A 26,191-nucleotide genomic window follows, 5' to 3' on the forward strand; every position below is an offset into this window, starting at 1 on the left:
GTCTCCCTTGCAAGTCGGACCGCTAGGCGTCGGTGGGCGCCGCGTAGCGGTATCGATGATGCTCCATGAAACCGATGGCTCGATACATTGCGACCGCTGGCCGGTTGTCGACGGCAACCTGTAGGTAGGCATGCGTTGCGCCGTGCTCTTTACCCCAGCGAATCATCCGCGCGCACAGCAGCGTTCCCAGCCCATGCCTGCGGTGTTCCTTGGCCACCTCCACCGCGGTCAGCCCGACCCACCGCCGACCGTCAGGTGCGGTGGTGACCGCTGCGCGCGCGATCGCTAGTGGGTAGCCGCCGACACCGCCGAGTTGGCCGAACCCGAGCACGCCGCTGCGGACCGCGGTCAGCACCTCGATCGCCTCGGGAGGTGGAACGGAGCCGCGATACCGGTAGAGCGACAGCCAATCCGAGCCTGGCTCGTTGGTGATAGTCGCCATTGCCGGTCCGTCGGGCAGCGGCACGTTGGCTATGTCGGCTGCGAGGACGTGCACCTCGTCCCAGGTCTGCCAGCCGGGTGGGACGGTGCCGAGGCGGTCGGGAAGGAGCAGTCGCACACCGAGGCCGCGGTCGGCGTACCACTGGCCGATCCTGTCCAGGCTCGACGTGTCAGCCGAAGACTCCAGCGGCGCAGCGGAATTCGCACGTCCGGTGAAGCCGGCACCGGATCGAAGCAACCAGCCGTCGACCCATTCCTGCTCTGTTCCCGGCCAGCCGTCGGCTGCAGCGATTTCGAGGTTCCGGATTTCGCTCGTCCGGATCGGCCTGGGACCCAACGTCTTCAACGCGACGACACGATCGGCCGCGACGCGGACCGTTTCGCCGTTCGCGGTCCTGACGGTCGGCGGATCGAGGGAAAGCAATTCGCCGATGACGTCCGTCATCGGATGGCTGTAGCCCTCCGGCAGTCGGTATCGAAGTACTACTCGTGAGCCGACCGAGGGGTCAGTCGTCATGACCGAACGGGTCTTCGACGGTGCCGGGTATCCAGCTCAGTCCGGGCACCCCCCAGCCGTTCCGTTTGATGGCTTTCTTTGCGGCGCGGGCGTTTCGGCCGATGAGCACGTCGGTGTAGAGGAACCCGTCGAGGTGACCGACCTCGTGCTGGAGCATCCTCGCGAAGAAGCCGGTGCCTTCGACGACAACTGGTTCGCCGTCGGCGTCGGTCCCCGTGACGCGAGCCCAGTCGGCGCGTCCGGTCGGGAACTGCTCGCCAGGAACCGAGAGGCACCCTTCGTCGTCGTCATCGGGGTCCGGCATCGTTTCTGGAATCGTCGAGGTCTCCAGCACCGGATTGATCACTGCGCCCTTGCGTCGGCGGGGCTTGTCGTTCTCGTCGAGGTCAGGGCAGTCGTAGATGAACAGGCGTAGTCCAACGCCGACTTGATTGGCCGCCAACCCGACTCCGTTCGCGGCAGCGAGGGTTTCGCGCATGTCGGCCAGCAACTCCGCGAGTTCTGCCGGTGTTTCGGTGACCTGCTCGGTTGGCTCGTGAAGGACCGGATCACCCACGATGCGAATCGGAAGAATTGCCATGGTTGACAAGGATACTGGGCACGCGGGCACCGGAATTTCCGACGCGCACGCCACAACCCCGTTGACAAGAGGTCGGTCATGGTTGAATGAGCGTCGAAGAACAACTGTGTAATTCGCCGCGCCGAGCGAGCGGAGCGACGGTGATTATCAAGGAGTGAGATGGACAGCGCAGCAGCGCGCAGCCGGAATCAGCCTGGGGCAGCGGGAAACTCGGCGAACGCCACAGAACGCGGCGAAGACGGTCTCACGCGACGGGAACACGACATTCTGAGTTTCGAGCGCCAGTGGTGGAAATACGCCGGTGCCAAGGAAGAAGCGATCAAAGAGCTGTTCGACATGTCGGCCACGCGCTATTACCAGGTGCTCAACACCTTGGTCGACCGTCCGGAGGCTCTTGCAGCCGACCCGATGCTCGTCAAACGGCTGCGTCGACTGCGCGCAAGTAGGCAGAAGGCTCGTGCCGCTCGTCGACTCGGGTTCGAGGTCTGACGCGGTAGGCCGAGCGATGCGCAACACCGTCACCGACCGTGACCGTCGATTAGTGTCAGAGAAGTGAGCAACTCGAATCCGCCCTCCGGTGGGCCACCACTTCGTGCGCTTGCGATGGTTCTCATCTCGCTGGCGATCGTGTTCGGCGGTCTCGGAGCCCTTTCGCTGAGTAATTCCGGCGACGACGACGCCGCGGCCGACAACACCTCGGTAACCACCACGGCGGCTGTCGGCAACGCCACACCGCCTGCGGCAACGACCGGTTCGTCGGCTACCGATACATCGTCTGAATCGTCTTCGGACGAAACCACCACGTCGGCAAGCTCCGGGACCTCGACGTCGCGAGCAGCGGGGTCGGTCGACAAAGCGATCTCGGTGCAGGTCCTCAACAACAGCAACGTCACAGGTCTCGCCGCCAAGACGGCGACAACGCTCACCGGTAGCGGCTGGACGAATGTCGAAAGTGCGAACTACAGCCGCACGGACGTTGCAACCACAACCGTCTACTACGGCAAGACATCCGGTGAAAAGGAAGCTGCCGAAGAGATAGCGAAAGAGCTCGGCGTCAGCGCGCAGCCACGCTTCGCCGACATCGTCGGTGAACCGGCCGGCGTCATCGTCATCATCACCAGCTGAATCACCAGCTGATCAACCCGTGACCAGAAAGCCGACGAGCGGCCCGACCACCTTTCGGTCCGACGCACTTTTCCCACGTCTATGATCAAGTCCACTTGGATCATGTCCATTTCCACCATGTCCAGATGCTCTTGGCTTGCCCACCTGTAGAGGAGCGGTTCGAATGGCTTTGTCCACACCTGTTCGTGCATCTTGGCGTATTGCGGCGCCACTTGCGGCTGTCGCCGCACTCGGCCTTGCCGCATGCAGCAACGGCCAGGTGGCGAGCGACCAGCCGGGAACGACGCCGGCTCCGTTCACAAGCTCCGCTGCGCCGAGTGCCGAGGTTCAAGAGGGCGGCATGTCCGCGACGGAGAACAACAACCCCGAAGGCTCTTCGTCGAGTTCGAGCACTTCGCGGATCGCCGATCTGACCGACGCGAGCGGAAAGAAGCTCGGCACCGTCACCTTCACCGCGGACGGTGAGTATGTCGAGATCGCGGTGAACGCCACTGGCTTGACCCCCGGTTTCCACGGTTTCCACATCCACCAGGGTGCCGAGTGCAAGCCGAACTCCGCGGCTCCCGATGGCGAGGTCGGCAACTTCAACTCCGCAGGCGGCCACTTCCAGAAGGACGGAGCGACCGGTCATCCCGCCACGGGCGACCTCACCTCGCTACAGGTTCGCAATGACGGTTCCGTCGAACTCGTGACGACCTCCGACGCCTTCACTCTCGACGACATCGATGGCAAAGCTGTGATCGTGCACTCCGGCCCCGACAACTTCGCGAACATCCCCGAGCGTTACGCGCCCGCACCGGACGAGGAGACCCTCGAGACCGGTGACGCGGGAACTCGCGTTGCCTGCGGCGTCATCGGGTAGAGCGAGTGTCAGGCGTTCGCGAAGTCCCGTTCGCAGCGTCTCCGCGACCCACACTCGGTGTGGAATGGGAGATCGCGCTCGTCGACAAGACCTCACGTGATCTCGTCAACAACGCCTCGGACGTCTTCGACGCGGTAGGCGAATTGCGGGCACACGACGGCACGCAGCAGGTCACGAAGGAATTGCTGCGCAACACCGTCGAGTTGGTCACAGGCGTGCACAATACGGTCGGTGAGGCTATCGGCGAACTCGGCGCGACGATGGACGTCGTCCGCCGGGCAGCCGACCCACTCGGTGTCGACTTGTATTGCGCCGGCACACATCCTTTCGCGCAGTGGTCCACTCAACAGCTCACGCGATCGCCGCACTACGACGAGCTGATCGAGCGCACCCAGTGGTGGGGACGTCAGATGCTCATCTGGGGTGTGCACGTGCACGTCGGAGTGTCGCATCGGGAGAAGGTCTTTCCGATCCTCAACTCGCTGCTGCTGCAATACCCGCATCTGCTCGCGTTGTCCGCGTCGTCGCCGATGTGGGCAGGCGCCGACACCGGCTACGCGAGCAATCGCGCCTTGATGTTTCAGCAGCTACCGACCGCCGGTTTGCCGTTCCAGTTCGAGAACTGGTCGCAATTCGAGTCGTTCATTCACGACCAGCTCAAAACCGGTGTGATCGACCAGCTCGGCGGTATGCACTGGGATATCCGGCCTGCACCGAAGTGGGGCACGATCGAGGTCCGCGTCTGCGACGGCGTCTCGACTCGGTCGGAACTCGCGGCGCTGGTTGCACTGATTCATTGCCTGATCGTCGACCTCGACCGTCGGCTGGAAGACGGCGAGACGCTGCCGAGTATTCCGCCGTGGCACGTGCAGGAAAACAAGTGGCGGGCAGCCCGTTACGGGCTCGATGCCGAGATCATTCTCGATGCGGACAGCAACGAGAGGCTCATCACTGCCGATCTCGACGATCTGCTGGAGCGTCTCGCCCCGACGGCCGTGCGGTTGGGTTGTTCCGACGAGCTGGCGAAAGTTGCCGAAATCCCGCGTCGCGGCGCGTCCTACCAGCGGCAACGCCAGGTCGCGGCCGACGCGAACGGCGATCTTGTCGCTGTGGTGAACTCACTCGTCCGGGAGCTCGATTCGTGATGTGATCGGGGTGTTCCGGCTGCCGGTCGCGTGGCGCGTGGGTTGCGTCGCGGCGAATCAGCGGTGAACGCTCGCTTATTATTTCGTGGTGTCGAACAAGGTCATGCATGGGGGAGCTGTGCACAAGGAGCGATCATCCGTCGCGGTGATCGCTGCGCTTGTCTGCGGCACCATCCTGCTGATCGGTCTGCAGATCGCTGCGACCCGAGAAGGTCTTGTCGGTCCGATCTGGGGCCTGATCAGGGAATACGGCGCGACACCCGCGCTGTGGTCGGTGCCGTGGGCTGGTCTCGCAGTCGCCATGGTCGGGCTGAGCAATCGGCGCCGAACCATTGCCCTTTCGGCGGCTCTCGTCGTCGACATCGTCGTCCTCGGTATTCGTCTGATCATCGGTAATCGGCTTGCCCTCGGCAGCGGACCGCTGATCGTGCTGACGGTGCTCACTGTTTATGCCGCCGTGCGCTGGTCGGATCACGAGCGGGTGGCTGCGTTGCGCGCCTGCGCGCTGGGCTTTCTGCTCATCGTTGCGGCGAAGGTCGCGGCAACCTTCCTGCCGCTGACGGCGTTGACCCGACCGATGGTGCTCGACGAATACACAAAGGTGGCCGACCACGCGCTCGGCAACCCGTCCTGGCTGGTCTTTCAGGTCGTCGACGCTCTCGGACCGGTGGGCAACGGCATCATCCACGTCGTCTACAACGAGTTACCGCTTGCCACCATGGTTGTGGCGTTCTGGCAACTCCGCAACATTCGACTCGGGCCGGAGTACTGGCCGAGTCACTATCTGGTCCGGACCTTCCTGGTGATGGCGATGATCGGACCCCTGTTCTACTTCGTCTTCCCGCTCGTCGGTCCGGTGTACGCCTTTTCGACCGAGGGCAACGGATATCAGGTCTCCGACATCTGGCCGCACATCATGCCGACAATCGACGTGAACCCCGTCGAGATCCCCTTCGACGACGAGACGCCGCGCAACTGTATGCCGAGTATGCACACGGCCTGGGCACTCGCCATCTTCGTGCACTCCCGCGGCGGACCTCGGTGGTTGCGCTACCTCGGTGCCTTCTGGTTGGTCGGAACACTCACCGCGACACTGGGTTTCGGCTATCACTACGGCGTGGATCTGCTTGCGGGCGCGTTCCTCTTTCTCTGCGTGGAGAGCGCGTTGCGTGACCCCGATCGAGGCTGGGGCTGGTTCAGGATTCGACTGGTCGTCAGTTTCGCGGTGTTGATGCTCGTGCTGATGTGGGCGGTTCGATACCTCGCGGTGCAGATGGCGCAATACGCCCAAATTGCGGGTCCGCTGCTGGTTGCGACCATGGCAGCGGCTGTCGTCGCTTTCTATGCAACGTTTTACGCCAGACCGGACTCGACTCTCGGAATCTGGGGTCGGCGTCCTGTCGAAGCTACATCGGACAGAGACACCGTTTAGCTCGGACGCTCGACGAATACGGTCTTTGTTCATCTGCCGTTTACTATGTTCGGGTGCTGTTCAAAGCCCCGAAGGGGGGGTTCCCGGGTTCGAAGGCGTCGCTGACGCTTGTCTTGATCTTGATCGGTACCTGCGCGGCTCTGATGATCGGCGTCCAACTCGCCGCGGAGCATTTCGGATTTCAAGGCCCGATACATAGTCTGATCAGCGATTACATCGCGACACCCAAGGCTGTGTCTGTGCCGTGGGCCGGTTTCGGTCTGGCGTTGATCGGTCTCGACAATCGCAGACGCGCCATCGCACTTGTTGCCGCGATCGGGATCGACCTCGTATTTATGCTCGAGCGCGTCCTGCGTGGCGGCGTGTTCACGTTCGGAAACGGTCCGCTGATCGTGCTGACGGCGATCGCCGTCGTTGCCGCTGTGCGGTGGACGGGTGCCGAGAAGGCCAGCGCGCTACGCGGCGTTGCGTTCGGCGCACTTTTGATCGTCGCGTCGAAGGTCGCCGTCACCTGGCTGCAGATATCGGCGATCACGCGGCCGATGGTGCTCGACGAATACACCCAACTTGCCGACCACGCGCTCGGTAACCCGTCGTGGGCTGCGTTGCGGCTGATGGACGCACTCGGGCCGGTCGGTCAGGCGTTCATCGACTGGATCTATTTCGAGCTGCCGATCGCTGCGATGCTGGTCGCCTTCTGGCAGTTGCGCCACGTCGGTCGGAATCCCTTCGCGTGGCCGACGCATCATCTCGTTCGCACGTTTATGGTGCTGGCCATCATCGGGCCGGTGTTCTACCTGATCTTCCCGCTTGTCGGTCCGGTGTTCGCCTTCGGTGCGGACGGTGCCGGGTTCCAGATTTCCGATAGTTGGCCGGGCGGTCAGCCGCCGTTCGACCTGACGCCGCAGCCGATGCTGTTCGACGACTTCACACCGCGCAACTGCATGCCGAGTATGCACACCGCGTGGGCGCTCGCGCTGTTCATCCATTCCCGATCGGGTCCATGGTGGGTGCGGCTGTTCGGCACCGTGTGGCTCGTCGGAACGCTTGTCGCGACGTTGGGATTCGGCTATCACTACGGCGTCGATCTCTTGGCGGGCGCTGTGCTTTGCCTGACCGTCGAGGCTGCACTGCGTGATCCCGAACGTGGTTGGGGTTGGTTCCGTTTCCGGCTCGTGGCCGGCGGCACCTTGCTCTTCGCGGCGCAGTTGCTGTCGTTCCGCTACCTGCCGGTGCAACTCGCCGAATACCCGGAACTCGGTGGCTTCCTTCTCATCGGTACGGTCGCGGCGTTCGGTTGTGCGTTCTACGCGACCTTCTTTGCGAGGCCCGGCGGGACACTGGCCGCCTGGGGTGGCCGCGTAGAGGTCGAGCGGGAAGTGGAACTGGCGGTTCGCTAGTTCGGGGTGGGTGACGGCGCGGCGCCGGGGCCTGGCAGCAGGTCGACGTTGTTCGCGTGGATCGGCTCACCGCAGTGACTGCAGCGTTGATCCACTCTGCCGATCTCACCGCAGGTGTGATGGCGATAGAGCACGGGTGGACCGGCGTCGCCTGCAAGCCACCGATCACCCCAATTGGCCATGGCCATGAGCATGTCGATGAGCTCGGTCCCCTTCTCGGTCAGCACGTATTCGTAGCGTGGCCGCCGGTCGTAGGGTCGGCGGTCGAGAACGCCGTTGTCGACGAGATGGTTCAACCGCTCGGTCAACACTTTGCGCGAGATCCCGAGGTCGGTTTGGATCGCGTCGAATCGGGTGAACCCTGCCCATACGTCTCGCAGGATCAGTGGTGACCAGGGTTCGCCGACGACGTCGAGGGTCCTGGCGATCGAGCAGGCCATGTCCTGGAAGTTCGTGCGTTGCATGTATCCAGTCTAGCAATTGGGGTTCCTTTAGGGAACTCTGAATGCTACGGTCGTGGGGTCTTCTGAAGGAACCCCGAAAGGAATGGTCATGACCATCGAACCCGACATCCGGCTTGTCCTCGACGGAAATCCGCTCGCCCACGTCGCCAGCGTCCTTCCCGACGGTGGACCGCATTCGGTTCCGGTGTGGATCGGCACCGAGGGTGATCACATCGCCATCTTCACAGGGCCCGGTTCACGAAAGGCGCGCAACCTGCGGCGTGACCCACGCGTAGCTCTGTCGTTGACGCCTCCCGACAACCCGTTCGAGCCCGTCATCGTGCGAGGCAGGGTCGTGGAATGGGTCGAGGGTGACGCAGGCTGGGCGATCGTCGACCGAATTTCGCTCAAGTACACAGGCCAGACCTACCCTCGCGACGAGGTGCGGGTTGCCGCTCTCATCGAGCCGGACCACCAGTCCATCGGCATGGGCTGAGTTGGCGCCGAGCTTGCCGAGTGGGCAATGGCTGTGAATTCCACTCGAACGATGCCGCAGCGAAAGCCCACTCGTGAAAATCTCTTCTGGTCCGATGTCGAAGTCCACGTGCCGTCTCCGACCTGTAGGTGAAGATCGCTCACGGCGGGTGATCACCTACGAGAGGTAGAAACCATGGGACGCGTATTTTCCAACATGTCGATGTCACTGGATGGATTCATCGAGGATGCCGACGGTAGCGTCGACCAGCTCTTCGAGTGGTATGCGTCGGGCCCGGTCGAGACGAAGACCGCGAACGAAGGCGTCACATTCAACCAATCGGAAGAAGACGCCGAGCGGATGGAGGAGGTAGTCGCAGGGATCGGAGCGCTGGTCACCGGTCGGACGCTGTTCGACCTGACGCAGGGCTGGGGTGGGTCACATCCTGTCGGGGTCCCCGTAGTCGTTGTGACGCACAACGTCCCGACCGCCGAGGAATGGCCACATCAGGATGCACCGTTCACATTCGTGACGGACGGTATCGAGGCGGCGATCGCGAAAGCGAAGGAACTCGCAGGCGACAAGGACGTCGTCATCGCCAGCACGACCATCGCGCAGCAGGCACTCGATGCCCAACTACTCGACGTGATCAGCGTCGACCTGGTGCCCTACCTGTTGGGATCCGGCAAACCGTATTTCGCGAATCTCGCCAACAAGCCTGTGCGACTGGAGAACCCGACCATCCGAAAGGGCAATCGCGCCACGCATCTGACCTACGAGGTGCGCTACTGAGTCAGTCGTCCTCTTGATCGAGCTCGTCGTCGGCCATCTCGTTGACGGCCAACAGACCGTCACGACCTCGCTGCTCGCGGTAGGCAACCCGACCGACCATGTGCGCGATCACGGGTGCGGTGAGGATCGTGAACAGCCCGACGAGGACCAGCATCCAGATGTCGATGTTGCCGCGCAACCGAATCACGGCCCCGATCAGCACGAGGATCAGTCCGACGACCTGAGGCTTGGTCGCCGAGTGCATCCGCGACAGGGTGTCGGGGAAGCGGACGATCCCGATCGCAGCCGTCAGCGCGAGGAGGGCGCCGACGAGGATGACGGTGGCGGCAATGACGTTGAGCACGGCGTTCATTCGTCGTCACTCACCCTGAATCGGGTGACGCTCGCCGAGCCGAGGAAGCCGACAAGCGACAGAGCGACGATCGCAGGCACGATCGTCGTATCGCCGCTGTAGGCGGCCCAGACCGCGAGACCCGCCATCGACACGGCGATGAGGGTGTCGATCGCGATCATTCGGTCGAGGGTGTTCGGTCCGGCAAGCGCACGGTAGGACGTGAGAATCGCGGCTGCCAGCAACAGGGTTCCTGCGATGATGTCGACGATGTTCATCGGTCCACCTCCGCGATCGGGTGGCGGTCGGCGTCGGGTTCGAACGCCATGATGAAGAGTCGTTCCAGTCGCCGAGTCGAGCGATAGAACTTGGTGACCGCTTCGTCGCTGCCGACATCGAGGACGTGGACGTAGACGGACCTTCGGTCCTTGTCGATCTCGAGCACCATCGTTCCCGGAATCAAGTTGAGTGCGTCGCAACACAATACGAGCACCAGGTCGGATTTGATCGTCAGGCGTACACGCAGTACCCCCGTGATCGGCGCCGGACCGGGTCGGAGTGCGAGCCACGCGACCTGAACACTTGACTCGAGTGCGTAGTACACGATGACGGCGAGCAACTGCAGGATTCGAAGAGGTTGCGCGGTACCTGCGACGCCCACCCGTGGCAGCGGCAACAGGACGGTGATCAGGACACCGATGAGTAGTCCGGCGAGCATGTTGCCGATGCTGATGTCGCCCCACAACCAGACGTAGACGATCGCGAGCCACACGATGACGGAGGTCTGCACGCCGACGGTGCGAGTCATTTTCTCGCTCCTGACATTTCGGTCCAGCCGGGTCCGAGGACAGCGTCGATGTAGATGCTGCGATCCTGCAGGTCGTTGGCCGCGCGGTCACTGATGCCGATGATCGGTCCCGCGAAAACCGTCATCGCAACCCCGATGCCGACGAGCACGACGGTCGGGATGATCATAAATACCGGCATGCGGCCGACGTCCATCCGCTTGTGGAACGAGACGTCGAAGGATTCGTCGATCAGTGCGGACGGCGCGTTGTCGGCGAGATCGCCTTCCGGCGCGTCTGCGCGGGAACGCCAGAAGGCCTTGGTCCACACCCGGGCCATGACGTAGAGGGTGAGCAGGCTTGTCACCGTGCCGCCGGCAACGAGTATCCACGCGAGCGAACTTGCTTCGCTTGCACCGGCCTGCAGCAGGAAGACCTTGCCGATGAACCCCGAAAACGGTGGGATGCCACCGAGATTGAGAGCCGGTATCAGGAACAGGATGCCGAGAAGTGGGCTCGCCGCTGCGAGACCGCCGAGCCGTCGCAACGACGAGGACCCTGCTTGCCGCTCTATCAGTCCGACAACGAGGAACAGTGTCGTCTGTACGAGAATGTGGTGCGCAACGTAGAAGACGGCACCGGCGAGACCGGCTTCGGTCGAGAGCGCGATGCCGAACATCATGTAGCCGATATGGCTGACGAGGGTGAACGAGAGCAGTCGTTTGATGTCGCTCTGGGCGATGGCGCCGAAGATGCCGACAAGCATCGTGAGCAGTCCGGCAACCAGCAGCACGTTGTCGAGTTCGCCCCCTGGGAACAGCAGCGAATGCGTTCGAATGATCGCGTACACACCGACTTTGGTCAGCAAACCGGCGAAGACCGCGGTCACGGGTGCAGGGGCGGTCGGGTACGAGTCGGGCAACCAGTTGGACAGCGGGAACACTGCGGCCTTGATGCCGAACGCGACGAGCAACACGGCGAAGATCGCGGTTCGCGTTCCGGTCGGGACGTCGTCGAGTCGGGCTGCGAGTTGCGCCAGATTGAGCGTTCCGGTTGCCGCGTACGCGAACGCGATGCCGACAAGGAAGATCAGCGACGACACCATCGACACCATGACGTAGCCGACGCCTGCGCGCACCCTGTCACCGCTTGCGCCGAGCGTCAGAAGGACGAACGAGGCCGCGAGCAGGATTTCGAAGCCGACGAACAGGTTGAACAGGTCGCCCGCGAGGAACGCGTTCGAAATACCTGCGGACAGTACGAGATACGTCGGTGCGAAGATCGATGTCGGCTGTTGATCGGTGCCGTCGCGGATGCCCTGTCCGACGGCATAGACGATGACGGCAAGGAGCACGATCGACGAGACGACGAGCATCGTTGCCGACAAGCGGTCGACGACGAGGGTGATACCGATCGGCGAATCCCAGCCGCCGACCTGGATCGCGGTCGTACCGTCGCGGTCGGCGAGGTAGAGCAGCACGATCGAAACGGCGAGGGCGGCGCTCAAGGCAAGGACGGCGGTGAAACGCTGAGTGCGTGGTCGTCGGCCGAGTACGAGAGTCACCGATGCGGCAAGCAACGGGATCAGCACCGGCAGAGGTGCGAGGGTTCCGACCAGGGCAGGATCGAGTGTCATCGTCGATCGTCCTCGGCGGTGTCTTCGTCGACGAGATCGTGATCGGGCAGTTGGTCGAGGGGGATCGGGCTACCTTTCGCGTCGAAGGCGTCGCCGGACAGGCTCGGCTCACCGGTGACGGGATCGTCGGAACGGTCTTGGTCGGGAGCATCGGCGCGCGAGCGACGGGTCTGGATGACGCGCAGGTCCTCGGGGTCGTTCTCGACGCGGTCCTTCGTCGTCAAGGTGTAGGACCGGTAGCCGAGTGCCATGACGAACGCGGCCAGGCCCATCGTGATGACAAGAGCGGTGAGGATCATGGCCTGGGCAAGCGGGTCCGCCGTCGACTCGGCTGCGTTCCTGGTTCGACCGACGATCGGGGGCGCGCCGTCGGGTCCGCCTGCTGTGAGGATCAGCAGGTTGACAGCGTTGCCGAAGAGCACGATGCCGAGCAGCATCTTGGTGATGCTCCGCTCGAGGATCAGATAGACGCCGCATGCGGACAGCACACCGATGACGATGAGTAGACCGAGATTCGCGCTCATCGAGTGGTCACCGACTCCGCTGCCGAATCGAGGCGAGCGCCGAGACTGCGCAGCACGTCGAGTACCAAGCCGACCACGATCAGGTAGACACCGAGGTCGAAGAACAACGACGTGACGAGTTTGATGTCGCCGATGAGCGGCAGCGTCACCTCGAGCGTGGCCGAGGACAGGACGGGTGCGCCGAGCAGCATCGATACGACTGCCGTGCCTGCCGAGAAGATCAGGCCGACGCCGAGGATCTGGCCTGCGTCGACCGGCAGCGCTTCGCCGAGTTCGTACCGACCGCCGGCAAGGTAACGGAGAACGAGGGCAAGCCCCGCTGTGAGACCACCTGCGAACCCGCCGCCCGGTGCATTGTGGCCGGAGAAGAAGAAGTAGATCGACAGCACCATCATGGTCGGGAAGACGAGTCGGGTCGTGATCTCGAGGACGAGTGAGCGATGCCGCGGGTGAACGAGGTCGCCGCCGCGCAACCACGTCGTCTGGTCGCCGAGCATGCCGAGATGTTCGGCGGGAGCGTCGGAAACCCTTGGTGCGGCGCCGAATCTCCTGCTGCGGAAGACCAGCGATGCGACGCCGGTAGCGGCGACGAGGAGCACCGAGATTTCGCCGAGGGTGTCCCACGCGCGAATGTCGACCAGTAGAACGTTGACCACGTTTTTGCCGTTGCCGATGTTGTAGGCGGCGTCGGGAAGGTCGAGGGCAATCGGCGTTGCCCTGCGAGCGCTCGTCGCGAAGGCAGCGATCGTCGCGCCGACAGCGACCGCGAGTAGCGCGCGCGGGATGTTGAACGCCGCAGCGCCACGGTCGTCGACCTCGGCGGGGAGCTTGCGGAGGACGAGCACGAAGATGACCAGTGTCAGGGTCTCGACGAGAAATTGGGTAAGGGCCAAGTCGGGAGCGCCGTGCAGCGCGAAGACCACACCGCAGCCGTAGCCGACCATGCCGACAAGAAGAACGCTCGCCAACCGGTTCCGCATGACGGTCGCACCGAGGGCCGCGGCAATCATCATCGCGCCGACGACGATCTGCAACGGCGAATCCCACAGTCGCAGTTCGACACCCGACCGCGTGCCCAACGCGAGGAAGACGACCGGTAGCAACACGAGTGTGGCGAGGATGGTTGCCTGCGTGACCGGAAGCGAACCACGCTGGGTCGTGCCCGTCATCCGCATCGACGTCCGGTCCATGAAGCGCAGCGTCGCGTCGTAGGCACGGTCGGCGTTGCCGAAAACTCGACGCGCGGGTTTGAGCCGCGTGATGAGGTCGTGGCGTAGGTAGAGGGCGACACCAGCGACGACAACGATTGCGGTCAAGCCGAGTGCCAGCCCGAAACCGTGCCACAGTGCGAGGTAGTAGTCGCCGGTTCCCGGCAGTGTTCGGGAGTAGCGCTCCAACAGTGTGCCGAGGCCGGCCGGAGCGATTCCGACGACGAGACCTGCGACGGCAAGAATGGCAGGGGCTGCCAACAACAGCGGTCCGGGTGGATGCAGTTTCGCAACCGCGTTGCTCGGCTCGGTTCGTTGCTTACCTGCGAACGCGTCCCAGACGAACCGCAGGCTGTAGGCCAAGGTGAGGATCGCTCCCACCACGACTGCGACGAGAACAACGGTTCTTACGCCGGTGTCCAGTGTCGGCGTCGTCGAGATGGCCGTGAAGGCGGCTTCCTTCCCGATGAACCCGAGCAGCGGCGGTAGCCCGGACATGCTCAGCGCGGCCAGCGCCGCGATGACGGCGAGCGTGGGAACCCGGCGACCCAGATGCGCCAGTTTTCTGATGTCGCGAGTACCCGTCGAGTGGTCGATGATGCCGACGACCATAAACAGCGTCGCCTTGAAGAAGGCGTGCGCGACCAGCATCGTCATGCCGGCGAGTGCTGCGTCCGGGCTACCGATCCCGACCAGAATGATCAGCAGTCCGAGTTGACTAACCGTGCCGAAGGCGAGGATCAGCTTGAGGTCGTACTCCTGCAGTGCACGCCAGCCTGCGATCAGCATCGACGCGATACCGAGCGGGATGATCGTGACTTTCCACGCGGTTGTATCGGCGAAGCCGGGCGCGAGGCGAGCAACGAGGTAGATGCCTGCCTTCACCATTGCGGCCGCGTGCAGATATGCACTGACCGGCGTCGGTGCTGCCATTGCCCCTGGCAGCCAGAAGTGCATGGGTACGACCGCCGATTTGCTCAACGCGCCGATCAAGATCAGCACGATTGCGACTTGCGACAACCAACCCGTCGGCGGTGCTGCGATCAACTCCGACAGCAGATACGTCCCGTTCGATTGGCCGATGACGATGATGCCGACAAGCATCGCCAGACCGCCTGCCGTGGTGACGAGCAACGCCTGCGTCGCCGCTCGACGGCTCGATGCGCGTTCCGCGTAGTGGCCGACGAGTAGGAACGACAGCACGGTTGTCAGTTCCCAGAAGACGTACATGACCAGAAGGTTGTCGCTGGTCACGAGGCCGAACATCGCCCCGGCGAAGGCCACCATCTCTGCCGCGAAGACGCCGAGCCGAGGTTCGTCGTCTTCGAAATAGCGCGAGCAATAGACGAGTATCAGGCTGCCGATTCCGAGAATGATCGCCGACATGATCGCCGCGAGGGCATCGAAGCGCAGGTCGATGTTCATCGAAAGACCAGGCGCCCACGTCACATGGGTGGTCGCGTCGGAATTCCAGTTGCCGATCACCCAGCCGAGACAGGCAAGGGGAACCAGCGCGAGAACCAGGAACCCGTTGCGTCCGAGATATCGCACGCACACCGGTGCCATAAGCGCAGCAACCACGTGGGCGAGCAAAATCGCGAGCAAGCTATCACTCCGTCGGTCTGGCCGGAACCGAAGTCGGTCGGGCGGCGGGGTGTCGGGCGGCGGGGTGGGGAACGAGAACGGAAGGTTTGGTCGAAGGCGCGTCCGAGGGGGCGCGACCTTGACCCCATCCTAGTAACCTTTCGCCCGTGCCCGAGATTCGGACCGCTGCCCTCGCCTATGTGCGCGACCGTCGGCTGCTGCAAACGCGGTCGGTGGACAAGGAAGCGTTCTACATGGCCGGCGGCAAAATCGACGCAGGCGAAAGTGCCGAAGACGCTCTGCACCGCGAGATCCGCGAGGAGCTGGGGTCGGCGTTGGTCCCCGCCAGCGTCTCGGAGTTGGGTGTGTTCGAGGCCGAAGCTTTCGGTCACCCGGCCGGGACGCATTTGCACATGACGTGTTTCCTCGCTGACTTGGTCGACGAGCCGGCTCCGACAAGCGAAATCGCGGAATTGCGGTATTTCACCGTCGCCGAATACGCGGCGATGCCCCACGTGGCCCCTGGCTCGATGTTGGTGTTCCGTCGCCTGCAGGCAATGGGATTGGTGGACTGAGGGCGCTCCGCGCCTCGTGAGTCTTTTCGGTGGTTCCGCCCTCCGAAAAGACTCACGAGTAGTGGGTGGAATTGTGGTGTTGTGCAGGGACTTTGCGTCGAAAGTGTGTCGGTGGGTGCCGCTACGATTAGCACATGCTTTCGAACCCGACATCGCAACCCACCACCCGGGTGGAAGCAGCAATGCGGGTCTACGAAGCCGGAATCCAAGCCCTCCGCGACGCCGGATTCGACGAACTGTCGAAGAACCCCGACTGCATCGACCTCGTCCACCGCTTCGAAACCGGGTCACGGACCACCGCCGGTTTCCAAACCACCCTGATCGCCAAAATGCAGGAACAATGGATCCCCGGCGAACTCGGCGACTACCGCCTCGCCGACGTCCTCGCCGACACTCTCCGCATCTATCCGAGCGAAGCCAAAGCACGCCGCCGCATCGCCGAAGACCTCGGCCCGCGCACCGGATTCTCCGGTGCACCTCTCGACCCGGTCTACCCGAACACCGCCGCAGCCCACGCCGACGGAGCGATCGGCCGCGGGCATATCACCGTGATCCGCGAATTTTTCGCCCAGGTCCCCAGCTACGTCGACGCCGAGACCCGCGAACAAGCCGAAGCCAAACTTGCCGAGCAAGCCCGGATTCTGCGGCCCGACCAACTCCGCCGCGCAGGCAACCGGATCCTGGCCTACCTCAACCCCGACGGTGATGCACCCGAGGTCGACCGCGAACGCAAACGCAGCTTCACCCTCGGCAAACAAGGCACCGACCTGATGACAAAGGGGAGTTTCTGCGTCGACCCCGAACTCCGCGCCTACCTCGAAGCGCTGTTCGCGAAATACGCCAAACCAGGCGTCGGGAACCCGGCAGATACCGACTCCACCGTCGACACCGAACCCGCAGACGAGGTCGCCCAACGCGACACGCGGTCGGTCGGGCAACGCCAACACGACGGGTTGAAAATGGTGCTACGCGACGCGCTCGCCTCCGGCACCCTCGGCCAACACCGTGGACTCCCCGTCACCGTCGTGGCGACCATGACCGTCAAAGAGCTAGAGGACGCCACCAGACAGGCCATCACCGGTGGTGGATCGTTGCTTCCGATCCGCGATGTCGTCAGGATGGCGGCTCATGCCCATCACTACCTGGCGTTGTTCGACGATGATGGCCGTCCCATCTATCTCGGCAGATCGAAACGGATCGCGCAGGGTGATCAACGCTTGGTCTGCTACGCCCGGGACAAAGGCTGCACCTTCCCGGCGTGTTGGCGACCAGCCAATTGCTGTCAGTGCCACCATTGCCGGGAATGGGTGGCCGAACTCGGCCTGACCGATGTGGATCAGCTTGCGCTGGTGTGTGATTCGCATCATCGGTTGGCCGGGGTGAAAGACACCGACTGGCACACCATCGTCGCCGGACCCGATCACAAATATCCCGGCCGGATTCTGTGGGTTCCGCCGAAACATATCGACCCGACCCGAAAACCGCGAATCAATCACTATTTCCATCCCCACGAATACTGGGACCTCGTCTGACAGGTCGGCGTCCTGCGATACTGACGCATGCTTTTCACACCGGCTGCCCTCGAAGGCATTGCCGCGGGTCGAGTGACGCTTGCGTTCCGGCGTTGGGATCGACCGCGTGTCAAGGTTGGTTCGACGATCACCAATGCGCTCGGGGTGGTCGAGATCGTGTCGGTCGAGCAGGTGGATTCGATCTCCGACACCGAGGCGGAAGCAGCCGGCTTCACCGATGCGGCGGCGCTGAACAAGATCATCGACAAGCAATCGCGCAGTGGCGGACAGCTGTATCGCGTGGGCGTCCGGTACGGCGGTCCCGATCCGCGTCATGCGTTGCGTGCGGATGTGAGTCTCACCGCAGACGACGTCGAGGACCTGCGAAAGCGGTTGGCGCGCATGGATGCTCAGCAGTCGTGGACGAGGGAATATCTGCGGCTCATCGAAGCCAATCCGGACGTTGTCGCGCGAGTGCTTGCCGCGCAAGTCGGAATGGAAACAGCACCGTTCAAGCTTCGGGTCCGACGGCTGAAAAATCTGGGTCTCACCGAAAGCCTGCCCGTCGGGTATCGACTGAGTCCGCGTGGGAAGGCATTCCTCGACTCTGAGACCGCGTGATTCTCGACCGATTTGGAGTTCTCATGCGGCAGCTACAGATTTCGGTGTTGATGATGTCCCTGCTGGTGGTGGCAGGCGGAGCCTTGTTCGTGGCTGGCGACGGACATCTACCGCTGATCGTCTTGATTGCATTCGTGCTGCTTGTGGCATTCGCCCTGATGCTCGAGCATCAAATCCGTCGTCAACGCAATCAGTAGTTGGCGCTAGACGGCCGGTGCTGCCTGCATAATTGCGGAACGCTATCAGCCACTAGAGGCTCATATCATGATCGTGTGGGCGGTCTGCTGATCTTGCCAACCACTGTGGATTCGGCCGATGTGTCTGCGCTTCTGCACCTTGCTGTCGGCGGAGAGAGCGCGCGTCTTGCTGCCGCGCTCGAGCAGTACCGATCGGGACGAACGAGCCTCGTCGGCGCGACAGTGGATGGTGCGCTCGTCGGCATTGCGGGATTCAGAATTGTCGACAACGACATCGTTCTTGTGCACATTGCAACGCGGCAAACGGAGCGTAGACGCGGTATCGGCACGGCTTTGGTCGACTACGTCAGGTCGGTCGAGCCGACGCTGCCGATTGTCGCAGAGACAGACCAGGAAGGCGTGGCGTTCTACCGTGCGAACGGTTTTACGGTGCGATCGCTCGGCGAGATATATCCGGGCGTCGAACGTTTTCAGGTTCGCCGCGCTCCCTGATCATTCCTTCGTCGCGCGCGAGAACCAACCCACCGCAACGGTTCCGATTGCGCAGGCGACCACAACCCCCGCGAGCGCGATACGTGGACTTCCTTGTGCTTCCGCGTCGGCGATGGATGCAAATGCCGCGGCAGTGGCTGGGATCGTCAGCGCGACTACAGCCGCGAGCGGACCTGCTCCGGGGAGGCAGACGCCGAGGGCGAAGCCGCCGAGCACCGCGACCCCGGTCAGTGCGAACAACTGCGGCAGCGCGAGAGCGATCGGGATGAGAGCGAGCGCAATGATCACACGCAATGGACGGTGCCGAAAGATCACACCGACGGCGATGCCGGCACCGAGGCACAGCAACGGGACGAGCAGCAATGTTGCCGACGACGTGTACTTCTCGCCTGCGGTCGCGTACCCCGCGGCTGTCACTGCCGCCATGACGATCAAAAACGTCCCCGACCACGGACCGTCGATCCTGCCGACGAGCACCGCGCAACCGAGGACGACGACGAACAGAACAGCCAGGGCGGCGTAGCTTCCGATCGTTCCCTTCAGGATCTGGTCCCCGACGAACACCTGCGCGGCAAGCAGCGTGACCGTTGCTGTGACCGAGACGAACGACAGCCGCAGCGGAGCGCGAGTCTCGGTAACGGCGGCCGAGGTCGCCATAAGCGCGGTTATCGCGGCGAGGGCCACAGCGACGACGAACAACCACACCGGCGCTGACGGGTCGGTCGGACTTGTCGCAGACGGGGTGTACGACGCCCACGGTCGCGAATCGTCTTGCAGGTAGCAGTCTTTCAACAATGCGGAACCGGCGAAACCTGTGACGAGCGCGATCGCAGGCATACCCGACGCTCGTCGCCATGCTGCTGCCGCGGCGGCGCCGAGCGCAATACCGGCTGCGACTGCTCCGACAATGGTGATCACAGTGGTGGTGGTGCCGGCAGCCAATCCCGAAACGAGTAGGGCACCGGCAGCGACCCACCACGCCGCACGGGAACCACGCAGTGCAGCACCCGCGACGACTGCGGCAATCGCACCGAGCGCGATGCCAGCGGAGTTGACGTGCGGATTGTCGGTGATCAGTTCCGACGTGAGGACCTGGACGACGCGGTCCTCATGATCGAGCAACGCCCTCGGAGCGACCAGCATCGACGCCGCCGTGATCGCGACGGCGAAGGATGCCGCTGTCTCGATGACAGCACCGGCGGATACCGTGGCTGCCGCCGTCCGCGAGGTCTGCATTGCGCGAACATACGCCCCACACGGGCACTCGAGGAATGATCGTGATCATGACCTCTCTCAGCGACAAGGCAACGTCATTCCTCCAACTGCACAAGCCGGGCGATCCGGTGATCCTGCCGACCGTGTGGGACGCCTGGTCGGCCAACCTGGCTGCCGCAGCAGGATTTGCCGGTCTCACGGTCGGCAGTCATCCCGTTGCGGACTCGATCGGCCGCGCCGACAACGAGGGCATGACCTTCGCCGAGTTGCTCACCCGCGTCCGGCAGATCACCGACGCCGTCTCGCTGCCGGTCTCGGTCGACATCGAATCGGGCTACGGTCTGGAGCCGACACAACTGATCGAGGGACTGCTCGACGTGGGAGCGGTCGGGTTCAACATCGAGGACACGGTCCACAGCGAAGGCGGTCGGTTGCGTGAGCCCCAGGAGCATGCCGACCTCGTCGGCAAGTTGCGTGACGTCACAGGCGCCGCCGGCGTCCACGTTGTCATCAACGCGCGGACCGACTACATCCTCAAGAAGCACGGCGACGAGTCGACCCGCATCGATCAGGCGATCGCCCGCCTGAAGTTGTGCGCCGAAGCAGGTGCGGACGTTCTCTATCCGGTCGGGCTGCACGACGACGCCTCACAGCGCAGGCTGACCTCCGAACTGCCGTTGCCGGTGAACATGATCGGCCTACCAGGCAAGAGTGTCAAAGCTGAACTGGCCGATCAGGGCGTCGCGCGAGTCAGTTTCGGCCCGCTCCTGCAGATGGCCCTTGCGGAACAGGCGAACACACTGTTCGAGCGCTGGAAGTGATTCAGCCGGAGCGGTTTTCGGCGTAGGCAGCAAGGGCGGCTACCTGCACCGGATCGAGTGATGGCCGGACAGCTTTGCGTGCTGCGGCGACATCGGCTGCCGTCACATCGGCGGCGTCGATGCTTCGCCGCATCGCGGCAAGTGCTGATTCACGCAGCAGCGCAGCGCAATCCGCAGCTGAATAGCCGTCGAGATCGTCGGCGAGCGCATCGAGATCGACATCGTCGGCCAGTGGCACCGATCGCCCCGTCGTTCGCAGAATGTCGCGCCGCGCTTCGGCGTTCGGCGGCGGCACAAAGACCAGTCGTTCCAACCGTCCTGGACGCAACAACGCGGGATCGATGAGTTCGGGCCGGTTGGTGGCGCCGAGAACAACGACGTCGCGTAGCGGCTCGATACCGTCGAGTTCGGTTAACAGAGCGGCGACGACCCTATCGCCGACGCCGGAATCCGAGCTCTGTCCCCGACGCGGCGCGAGAGCGTCGACTTCGTCGAGGAATACCAGCGAGGGTGCCGAATCCCTTGCACGCTGGAACAATTCACGTACGGCCTTCTCCGATGCGCCGACCCACTTGTCCATCAGTTCGGCACCTTTGACTGCGTGCACGCTCAACTGACCGCTGCTCGCGAGTGCTCTGACGAGGAAGGTCTTACCGCAACCGGGCGGACCGTAGAGCAGGACCCCGCGCGGCGGATCGACACCGAGTCGCGCGAACGAATCGGGGTGGCGTAGCGGCCACAGCACGGCTTCGGTGAGCGCCTGTTTGGTCTCGACCATGTCGCCGACGTCGTCGAGGGTGAGGCTGCCGATCGCGAGTTCCTCTGTGCCGGAACGCGACAGCGGGCGGATGACCTCGAGAGCACCGAGCAGGTCGGCCTGCTCGAGTACGGGTTCCTCGTGTGCCTTACTGGCGCGGGAGGCGGCGCGCAACGCGGCCTCGCGACAGAGTGCCGTGAGATCTGCGATAACGAAACCGGGTGTCCGTGACGCGATCTCGTCGAGCTTCAATTCTCCGGTCGGAACCTTGCGAAGCAGCAACTCCAGCAGAGCTTTTCGGACCGAGCCATCCGGAAGGCTCAGCGCCAGTTCACGATCGCACAGGTCGGGTCCGCGGAGCCTTTCGTCGACCGCGTCCGGATGTGCGGTGGTCGCCACGAACGCAACACCGGGCGTGCGGAGCGCTGCGCGAATCTGGTCGAGGATCAGCGTCGCAACCGGCTCGGGTTCGTTCGGCAGCAATGCGTCGATGTCGGTGATCAGCAAAACCCCTCCGGTCGCCACCGCAGCGACCCCTTCGCTGACTTCCCGCAATCGCGAGCCGATGTCGGTCGCGCCGACGGTCGGACCGTCGAGTTCGACGACGTTGCGTGCAGCGAGCACCGACCGGGCGAGCGTTGCTTTGCCGACCCCGGCCGGACCGGTGATGAGCACGCCGAGATGTGGGGACGCGCGCAGCGTGCGGAGCAACTCGGGTTCGTCGAGTGCAAGTCCGAGCCATTCGGTGAGCTTTGCAGCCTGGACCTGCGCACCGACCAGATCCTCCACTGCCACGGCGGGCATCGCGGGAGCCGACGCAGGGGTGATCGACGTCCCGCTCGCACCGACCGCCGTCCTGTTCTCACCCGATCCCCAGACCACCGCGGTATTGGGTTGCACGCTGACCGGACCCCTCGACGGATCGAGTGCGGTGACGGTCAGCAGTTCCGAGGTCCAGGCGACGCCGAAGGTACGCGAAAGCGCTTGTGTGGCAGCGGCGGTGCTCGTGCCAGGACCAAGGTCGCGTGGCAACAGCGACACGGTGTCGCCGACGGTGACGACCTTGCCGAGCAGCGCTTGCCGCAACGTGGCAGCCGAGATCGAGTGTGTCGCCAATGCGGATCCGCTCACCGACACTCGCTTGGCGCCGAAGACCGTCGCGGGCGCGATGACGACGGACGCATCTTCCTTGATGCCTGCGTTGGACAGGGTCACGTCGTCGAGCAGCGCTGTGCCGGTGGGCGTACCTGCCGGTGCTATGCCGGCGACCGCGGCGGTGCGGCGGGACCCGACAAGCGAGATCCCGTCCCATTCCCGCAGGCCCAGTGCAGTGAGCACTTCGGGATGAAGGCGTACGACCCCGCGGCGGGTGTCGGCGGCCGAGTTGTTGAGGCGGGCGGTCAGCGCGAGTTCGGGCACGTGCCGCTACTCGCCGCTCGGCCTGCGAAGCCGCAGTCGTGCGGACGATCGCCGAATCTGACCAGGCGAGGACCGTCGGATCGCGCGGCGTTCGGCGCGTCGTTCTGCGGGTTTGCGATCCCAGGTCTCGGGTCGTGCGGCGACCCAGCGCTGCGACCTGACCGCGAACGGTATGTGCACGAGGTAGATCCCGACAAGCGCCATCAGCAGGATCAGGGGATAGACGACGAGTGCTGCCGCCGCGATGGCAACGAAAACCAGGAGCACGGCCGCGAGTTGAGGCGGCACCGACACCGATTTCATTGCCAGCGTGGGGATTCGGCTCACGATCAACGCCGCGGAGAAGATCGTCCACGCCGCGACCAGGTAGAAGTTGGCCCACCAGCCGTCGCCGAACTCGGCGAACATGGCTATCGGCAACAGCGCGATCAAGGCCCCCGCCGGAGCTGGCACTCCGACGAAGTATTCCCTCGCATAACTCGGTCGGGTGTCGTCGTCGTTGAGGGTGTTGAACCGAGCAAGTCGTAGCACGATGCTCACCGCGAAGATCAAGGCAATGATCCAGCCGCCGTTGGCGTTCCGTTCCAGCAGCGCGGTGTAGAGGATGAGTGCCGGCGCGACGCCGAAGGACACCGCGTCCGACAACGAGTCGAGTTCGGCGCCCATCTTCGATGTGGCGTCGAGCAGGCGGGCGATACGTCCATCGAGGGTGTCGAGCACCGCTGCGGCACCGATCATCGCCAACGCGATGCGGAGATCGTGGTCGAGTGCGAACTTCACCGCGGAGAGTCCAGCGCAAAGCGCCATCACCGTGATGACGCTCGGCAGCAGGCGTACCGGTCTTATCTGGCGCGCTCGACCCTTGATGGACTTGGCGCTCATGGGAGCTCGGCCAGCACCGTCTCGGCGCCGATGGCACGTTGACCGCGCTCGACCTGCAGGCGCGTCCCCACCGGAAAGTAGGTGTCGACGCGAGATCCGAAGCGAATGAGGCCGTAGGTCTCGCCGAGTGCGAGGTTGTCACCGACCTTGGCGTTGCAGACGATCCGGCGAGCGATCAAACCGGCGATCTGCACGACCGCAACCTCGTGCCCCTCGGCGGTCGCCAACAGCATGCTGTTGCGCTCGTTCACTTCGCTGGCTTCTGCCAGATCGGCGGAGAGGAACTTGCCGCTCTGATGCGTGATCGAGGTGACCGTGCCGGCAACAGGGGTCCGTTGCACGTGGACGTCGAGCACGGAAAGGAAAATGCTCACCCGCGGACGCGGAGTGTCGCCGAGATTCAGTTCCGCAGGCGGAACCGCGGTGTCCACGAGTGCGACCTCGCCGTCGGCCGGAGCAACGGCAACGCCTGGACGGGTCGGCGAGACGCGGCTCGGGTGGCGGAAGAATGCGGCGCATGCGCCTGCTGTTACGAGACCCGCATTGCGAACCCATCTGTGTTTGCGACCGAGGCCGGCGACCGCGAGGGGTCCGACGACAAAGGGCAGGCCAGCGGGGTGCAGCGGAGGAATTGTCGAGCGAATCAGTTCGACGAAGTGGTTGATCCCCGTTTCCGGGGGAGTGCCGATCGGCGTTGGGCGGCGGGCCACGGGCTCCTCTAACGTCGTTGAACAAGGGTCGCCGTGCTGAAGGAACTGAGTGCTAACGAACAAGGTGTAATCCAAACAACACGGGCCGCCCACACTTTACGTGAGCGGCCCGGTTGGTGGTGCAGGTGCGCGGTTGTGCGGCAGCTGGCTAGACGCGGCTGCGCCGCCCCGTGACCAGCTTGACGAGGAATAGCAGAATGCACGCACCCGCGAGGCAGGTGAAGAAGCTGAAGAAGAGGCCAGCACCCTCGACGTCTACGTCAAGCAACTTCAGTAGGAAGCCGCCAAGTAGACCGCCGACGACGCCCACCACGATATTTAGCAAGATTCCTTGCTGGGCATCGGTCTTCATGATCTTGCTGCCGATCCAGCCAGCAAGACCGCCGATGATAATCCAGCCGATGATTCCGAGTCCTAGCATGTGAGGCTCCTCAGTTGGCTAGTCGCATCTTCAGTGATGCGACAGTGCTTACCGGTCAACGATATTCGACACCCGCGACGATTGCACCGCATCATTGATACTGCAGTCGTTGCGACCATCGAGTCCGCATACCCCAGGCAAACGCTGCGCAAACCCTCCACGGCAATCGATCCCTGGATGGTGCTCTTCACTACCGCCGGGTAGAATATGAGGGAGCCTCACTTTTTGCCGGGAGAACCTGCTAGGAGAACCAATGCCGGCCTCAATCGCTGCCATCTCGGGTGCCAAGCACACCGCGATCCTCGGACTTGGCGTGTATCGACCCTCTCGAATCGTCACCAACGACGAGGTCGCTGGACCGATCGACTCGAGCGACGAATGGATTCGGACGCGGTCGGGGATCAAGACCCGGCGGTTCTGCGGCCCCGATGAAACGGTGGTCTCGATGAGTGTCGACGCTTCGCGCATCGCCATCGAATCGGCAGGCATTGCTCCCGATCAGGTCGACTGCGTCGTTGTTGCCACCTCGACCTGGATGTTGCTGACGCCGGCTGCCGGCCCGCAGATCGCAACGGAACTGGGTATGAACACAACGGCCGCGTTCGACGTCTCCGCGGGTTGCGCGGGTTTCTGTCACGGTCTCAGCCTCGCTGCCGACATGGTCAAGTCGGGCACCGCTCGCCACGTACTCGTTGTCGGTGTCGAAAAGCTCAGCGACACAATCGATATGACTGATCGCACGACGGCGTTCCTCTTCGGTGATTGCGCCGGAGCGGTCGTCGTCGGACCGTCGGAGGTCAACGGCATCGGCCCGACCGTGTGGGGATCGGAGGGCGACAAGTCCGACGCCATCCGGCAGACCAAGGATTGGGTCGGGTTCTTCAAAGAGATCGAAGCTCTCGGCCTCGACGCGCGTCGGCCCTACCTGACGATGGAAGGCACCACCGTCTTCCGCTGGGCGGCGCACTCGCTGGAGAAGGTCTGCAGGGAATCGTTGGATCGAGCAGGGGTAGCGGTCGAGCAACTCGACGCGCTCATCCCGCATCAGGCCAACGGCCGAATCACCGAAGTGATGGCACGGATCCTGAAGCTGCCCGACAACTGCGCTGTCGCGAACGACATCGAAGAAATGGGCAACACCTCGGCAGCCTCGATCCCGTTGGCGATGGACACGATGCTGCGCAAAGGCGAAGCCAAGCCGGGTGACACCGCGCTACTCATCGCATTCGGCGCCGGACTCTCCTACGCGTCGCAGGTCGTCTCTCTGCCCGGTGTGCCTGTCTGACCTGC

General features: G+C 63.7%; 29 protein-coding genes. 15 read left to right on the plus strand and 14 right to left on the minus strand.

The window, feature by feature from the left end; translation table 11 throughout:
• Positions 1–22: 22 nt before the first annotated feature.
• On the minus strand, positions 23–958 hold the full coding sequence (locus tag ACHIRB_RS02315) for an N-acetylglutamate synthase, CG3035 family (RefSeq protein ID WP_395123887.1): 936 nt from the start codon (positions 956–958) through the stop codon (positions 23–25).
• Complete coding sequence (locus ACHIRB_RS02320; RefSeq protein WP_395123886.1) at positions 948–1,538, minus strand: peptide deformylase; 591 nt, start codon at positions 1,536–1,538, stop codon at positions 948–950. Before ACHIRB_RS02320 ends, ACHIRB_RS02315 begins: the two co-directional genes overlap by 11 nt.
• A 159-nt stretch (positions 1,539–1,697) precedes the next feature.
• On the opposite strand from ACHIRB_RS02320, the gene ACHIRB_RS02325 reads away from it, so the two are divergent.
• From ACHIRB_RS02325 to ACHIRB_RS02350, 6 genes are all read left to right on the plus strand, one after another.
• Positions 1,698–2,027, plus strand: coding sequence for a DUF3263 domain-containing protein (locus ACHIRB_RS02325; RefSeq protein WP_199704356.1), 330 nt, complete (start codon positions 1,698–1,700; stop codon positions 2,025–2,027).
• Positions 2,028–2,090: 63 nt separating this feature from the next.
• On the plus strand, positions 2,091–2,663 hold the full coding sequence (locus ACHIRB_RS02330) for a LytR C-terminal domain-containing protein (RefSeq protein WP_395123885.1): 573 nt from the start codon (positions 2,091–2,093) through the stop codon (positions 2,661–2,663).
• Between the two features lie 163 nt (positions 2,664–2,826).
• On the plus strand, positions 2,827–3,525 hold the full coding sequence (gene sodC, locus ACHIRB_RS02335) for a superoxide dismutase[Cu-Zn] (RefSeq protein ID WP_395123884.1): 699 nt from the start codon (positions 2,827–2,829) through the stop codon (positions 3,523–3,525).
• 5 nt (positions 3,526–3,530) lie between these two features.
• Positions 3,531–4,670 carry a glutamate--cysteine ligase gene (locus ACHIRB_RS02340; RefSeq protein WP_199704358.1) on the plus strand — a complete coding sequence of 380 codons (1,140 nt, stop codon included), beginning with the start codon at positions 3,531–3,533 and terminating at the stop codon, positions 4,668–4,670.
• An 88-nt stretch (positions 4,671–4,758) separates the two neighbouring features.
• Complete coding sequence (locus tag ACHIRB_RS02345) at positions 4,759–6,102, plus strand: phosphatase PAP2 family protein (protein ID WP_395123883.1); 1,344 nt, start codon at positions 4,759–4,761, stop codon at positions 6,100–6,102.
• Positions 6,103–6,245: 143 nt separating this feature from the next.
• Positions 6,246–7,502, plus strand: coding sequence for a phosphatase PAP2 family protein (locus ACHIRB_RS02350; RefSeq protein WP_395123939.1), 1,257 nt, complete (start codon positions 6,246–6,248; stop codon positions 7,500–7,502).
• On the opposite strand, the gene ACHIRB_RS02355 is transcribed toward ACHIRB_RS02350, so the two are convergent.
• Positions 7,499–7,966, minus strand: coding sequence for a winged helix-turn-helix transcriptional regulator (locus ACHIRB_RS02355; protein ID WP_395123882.1), 468 nt, complete (start codon positions 7,964–7,966; stop codon positions 7,499–7,501). The two genes, ACHIRB_RS02350 and ACHIRB_RS02355, sit on opposite strands and share 4 nt — an antisense overlap.
• An 88-nt stretch (positions 7,967–8,054) precedes the next feature.
• Here ACHIRB_RS02355 and ACHIRB_RS02360 point away from each other — a divergent pair, with 88 nt between their 5' ends.
• Together ACHIRB_RS02360 and ACHIRB_RS02365 are read left to right on the plus strand one after the other, a co-directional pair.
• A complete protein-coding gene (locus ACHIRB_RS02360; RefSeq protein WP_395123881.1) occupies positions 8,055–8,441 on the plus strand; it encodes a PPOX class F420-dependent oxidoreductase in 387 nt (128 codons plus the stop codon).
• Positions 8,442–8,615: 174 nt separating this feature from the next.
• Positions 8,616–9,212: a dihydrofolate reductase family protein gene (locus ACHIRB_RS02365; protein ID WP_395123880.1), complete on the plus strand. Its 597-nt coding sequence runs from the start codon at positions 8,616–8,618 to the stop codon at positions 9,210–9,212.
• 1 nt (position 9,213) lies between these two features.
• Here ACHIRB_RS02365 and mnhG read toward each other — a convergent pair whose 3' ends face one another.
• The 6 genes from mnhG to ACHIRB_RS02395 are packed head-to-tail and all read right to left on the minus strand — an operon-like array spanning position 9,214 to position 15,301.
• A complete protein-coding gene (gene mnhG, locus ACHIRB_RS02370) occupies positions 9,214–9,564 on the minus strand; it encodes a monovalent cation/H(+) antiporter subunit G (protein ID WP_395113862.1) in 351 nt (116 codons plus the stop codon).
• A complete protein-coding gene (locus tag ACHIRB_RS02375) occupies positions 9,561–9,821 on the minus strand; it encodes a monovalent cation/H+ antiporter complex subunit F (protein ID WP_395123879.1) in 261 nt (86 codons plus the stop codon). Before ACHIRB_RS02375 ends, mnhG begins: the two co-directional genes overlap by 4 nt.
• Positions 9,818–10,351: a Na+/H+ antiporter subunit E gene (locus tag ACHIRB_RS02380; protein WP_395123878.1), complete on the minus strand. Its 534-nt coding sequence runs from the start codon at positions 10,349–10,351 to the stop codon at positions 9,818–9,820. Before ACHIRB_RS02380 ends, ACHIRB_RS02375 begins: the two co-directional genes overlap by 4 nt.
• The gene (locus ACHIRB_RS02385; protein ID WP_395123877.1) at positions 10,348–11,964 is read right to left on the minus strand and encodes a Na+/H+ antiporter subunit D; all 1,617 of its coding nucleotides are present in this window, start codon (positions 11,962–11,964) and stop codon (positions 10,348–10,350) included. The genes ACHIRB_RS02380 and ACHIRB_RS02385 overlap by 4 nt, the downstream gene beginning before the upstream one ends.
• Complete coding sequence (locus tag ACHIRB_RS02390) at positions 11,961–12,488, minus strand: Na(+)/H(+) antiporter subunit C (RefSeq protein ID WP_395123876.1); 528 nt, start codon at positions 12,486–12,488, stop codon at positions 11,961–11,963. The genes ACHIRB_RS02385 and ACHIRB_RS02390 overlap by 4 nt, the downstream gene beginning before the upstream one ends.
• Positions 12,485–15,301 carry a Na+/H+ antiporter subunit A gene (locus ACHIRB_RS02395; RefSeq protein ID WP_395127593.1) on the minus strand — a complete coding sequence of 939 codons (2,817 nt, stop codon included), beginning with the start codon at positions 15,299–15,301 and terminating at the stop codon, positions 12,485–12,487. Before ACHIRB_RS02395 ends, ACHIRB_RS02390 begins: the two co-directional genes overlap by 4 nt.
• A 146-nt stretch (positions 15,302–15,447) precedes the next feature.
• On the opposite strand from ACHIRB_RS02395, the gene ACHIRB_RS02400 reads away from it, so the two are divergent.
• From ACHIRB_RS02400 to ACHIRB_RS02420, 5 genes are all read left to right on the plus strand, one after another.
• Positions 15,448–15,855 (plus strand): NUDIX hydrolase, encoded by a 408-nt coding sequence (locus tag ACHIRB_RS02400; protein ID WP_199704368.1) that lies wholly within the window; start codon positions 15,448–15,450, stop codon positions 15,853–15,855.
• 134 nt (positions 15,856–15,989) lie between these two features.
• Positions 15,990–17,387, plus strand: a complete 1,398-nt coding sequence (locus tag ACHIRB_RS02405; protein WP_395123874.1) for an HNH endonuclease signature motif containing protein — start codon at positions 15,990–15,992, stop codon at positions 17,385–17,387.
• 27 nt (positions 17,388–17,414) lie between these two features.
• Positions 17,415–17,987: an ASCH domain-containing protein gene (locus ACHIRB_RS02410; RefSeq protein WP_395123873.1), complete on the plus strand. Its 573-nt coding sequence runs from the start codon at positions 17,415–17,417 to the stop codon at positions 17,985–17,987.
• A complete protein-coding gene (locus ACHIRB_RS02415; protein ID WP_395123872.1) occupies positions 17,984–18,184 on the plus strand; it encodes a hypothetical protein in 201 nt (66 codons plus the stop codon). The genes ACHIRB_RS02410 and ACHIRB_RS02415 overlap by 4 nt, the downstream gene beginning before the upstream one ends.
• 75 nt (positions 18,185–18,259) lie before the next feature.
• Positions 18,260–18,676 carry a GNAT family N-acetyltransferase gene (locus ACHIRB_RS02420; protein WP_395123871.1) on the plus strand — a complete coding sequence of 139 codons (417 nt, stop codon included), beginning with the start codon at positions 18,260–18,262 and terminating at the stop codon, positions 18,674–18,676.
• Here the strand turns inward: ACHIRB_RS02420 and ACHIRB_RS02425 are convergent, their stop codons facing one another.
• Positions 18,677–19,912, minus strand: a complete 1,236-nt coding sequence (locus ACHIRB_RS02425) for a hypothetical protein (RefSeq protein WP_395123870.1) — start codon at positions 19,910–19,912, stop codon at positions 18,677–18,679.
• 47 nt (positions 19,913–19,959) lie between these two features.
• Between ACHIRB_RS02425 and ACHIRB_RS02430 the strand changes: the two genes are divergently transcribed.
• Complete coding sequence (locus ACHIRB_RS02430) at positions 19,960–20,712, plus strand: isocitrate lyase/PEP mutase family protein (protein WP_395123869.1); 753 nt, start codon at positions 19,960–19,962, stop codon at positions 20,710–20,712.
• A gap of 1 nt (position 20,713) precedes the next feature.
• On the opposite strand, the gene ACHIRB_RS02435 is transcribed toward ACHIRB_RS02430, so the two are convergent.
• The 4 genes from ACHIRB_RS02435 to ACHIRB_RS02450 form a co-directional block, all read right to left on the minus strand.
• Entirely contained in the window at positions 20,714–22,888 is a 2,175-nt protein-coding gene (locus tag ACHIRB_RS02435) for an AAA family ATPase (protein WP_395123868.1), read from the minus strand.
• Between the two features lie 6 nt (positions 22,889–22,894).
• Positions 22,895–23,770, minus strand: coding sequence for a CDP-diacylglycerol--serine O-phosphatidyltransferase (gene pssA / locus ACHIRB_RS02440; protein WP_395116453.1), 876 nt, complete (start codon positions 23,768–23,770; stop codon positions 22,895–22,897).
• The gene (locus ACHIRB_RS02445; RefSeq protein ID WP_395116455.1) at positions 23,767–24,480 is read right to left on the minus strand and encodes a phosphatidylserine decarboxylase; all 714 of its coding nucleotides are present in this window, start codon (positions 24,478–24,480) and stop codon (positions 23,767–23,769) included. Before ACHIRB_RS02445 ends, pssA begins: the two co-directional genes overlap by 4 nt.
• Before the next feature lie 148 nt (positions 24,481–24,628).
• The gene (locus ACHIRB_RS02450; RefSeq protein ID WP_395116457.1) at positions 24,629–24,901 is read right to left on the minus strand and encodes a GlsB/YeaQ/YmgE family stress response membrane protein; all 273 of its coding nucleotides are present in this window, start codon (positions 24,899–24,901) and stop codon (positions 24,629–24,631) included.
• A 253-nt stretch (positions 24,902–25,154) separates the two neighbouring features.
• Here ACHIRB_RS02450 and ACHIRB_RS02455 point away from each other — a divergent pair, with 253 nt between their 5' ends.
• The gene (locus ACHIRB_RS02455) at positions 25,155–26,186 is read left to right on the plus strand and encodes a beta-ketoacyl-ACP synthase III (RefSeq protein ID WP_395123867.1); all 1,032 of its coding nucleotides are present in this window, start codon (positions 25,155–25,157) and stop codon (positions 26,184–26,186) included.
• The last annotated feature ends 5 nt before the right edge of the window (positions 26,187–26,191 follow it).

Source organism: Antrihabitans spumae, assembly GCF_043944905.1.
In the GTDB taxonomy this organism is placed as follows: Bacteria; Actinomycetota; Actinomycetes; order Mycobacteriales; family Mycobacteriaceae; genus Antrihabitans; species Antrihabitans spumae.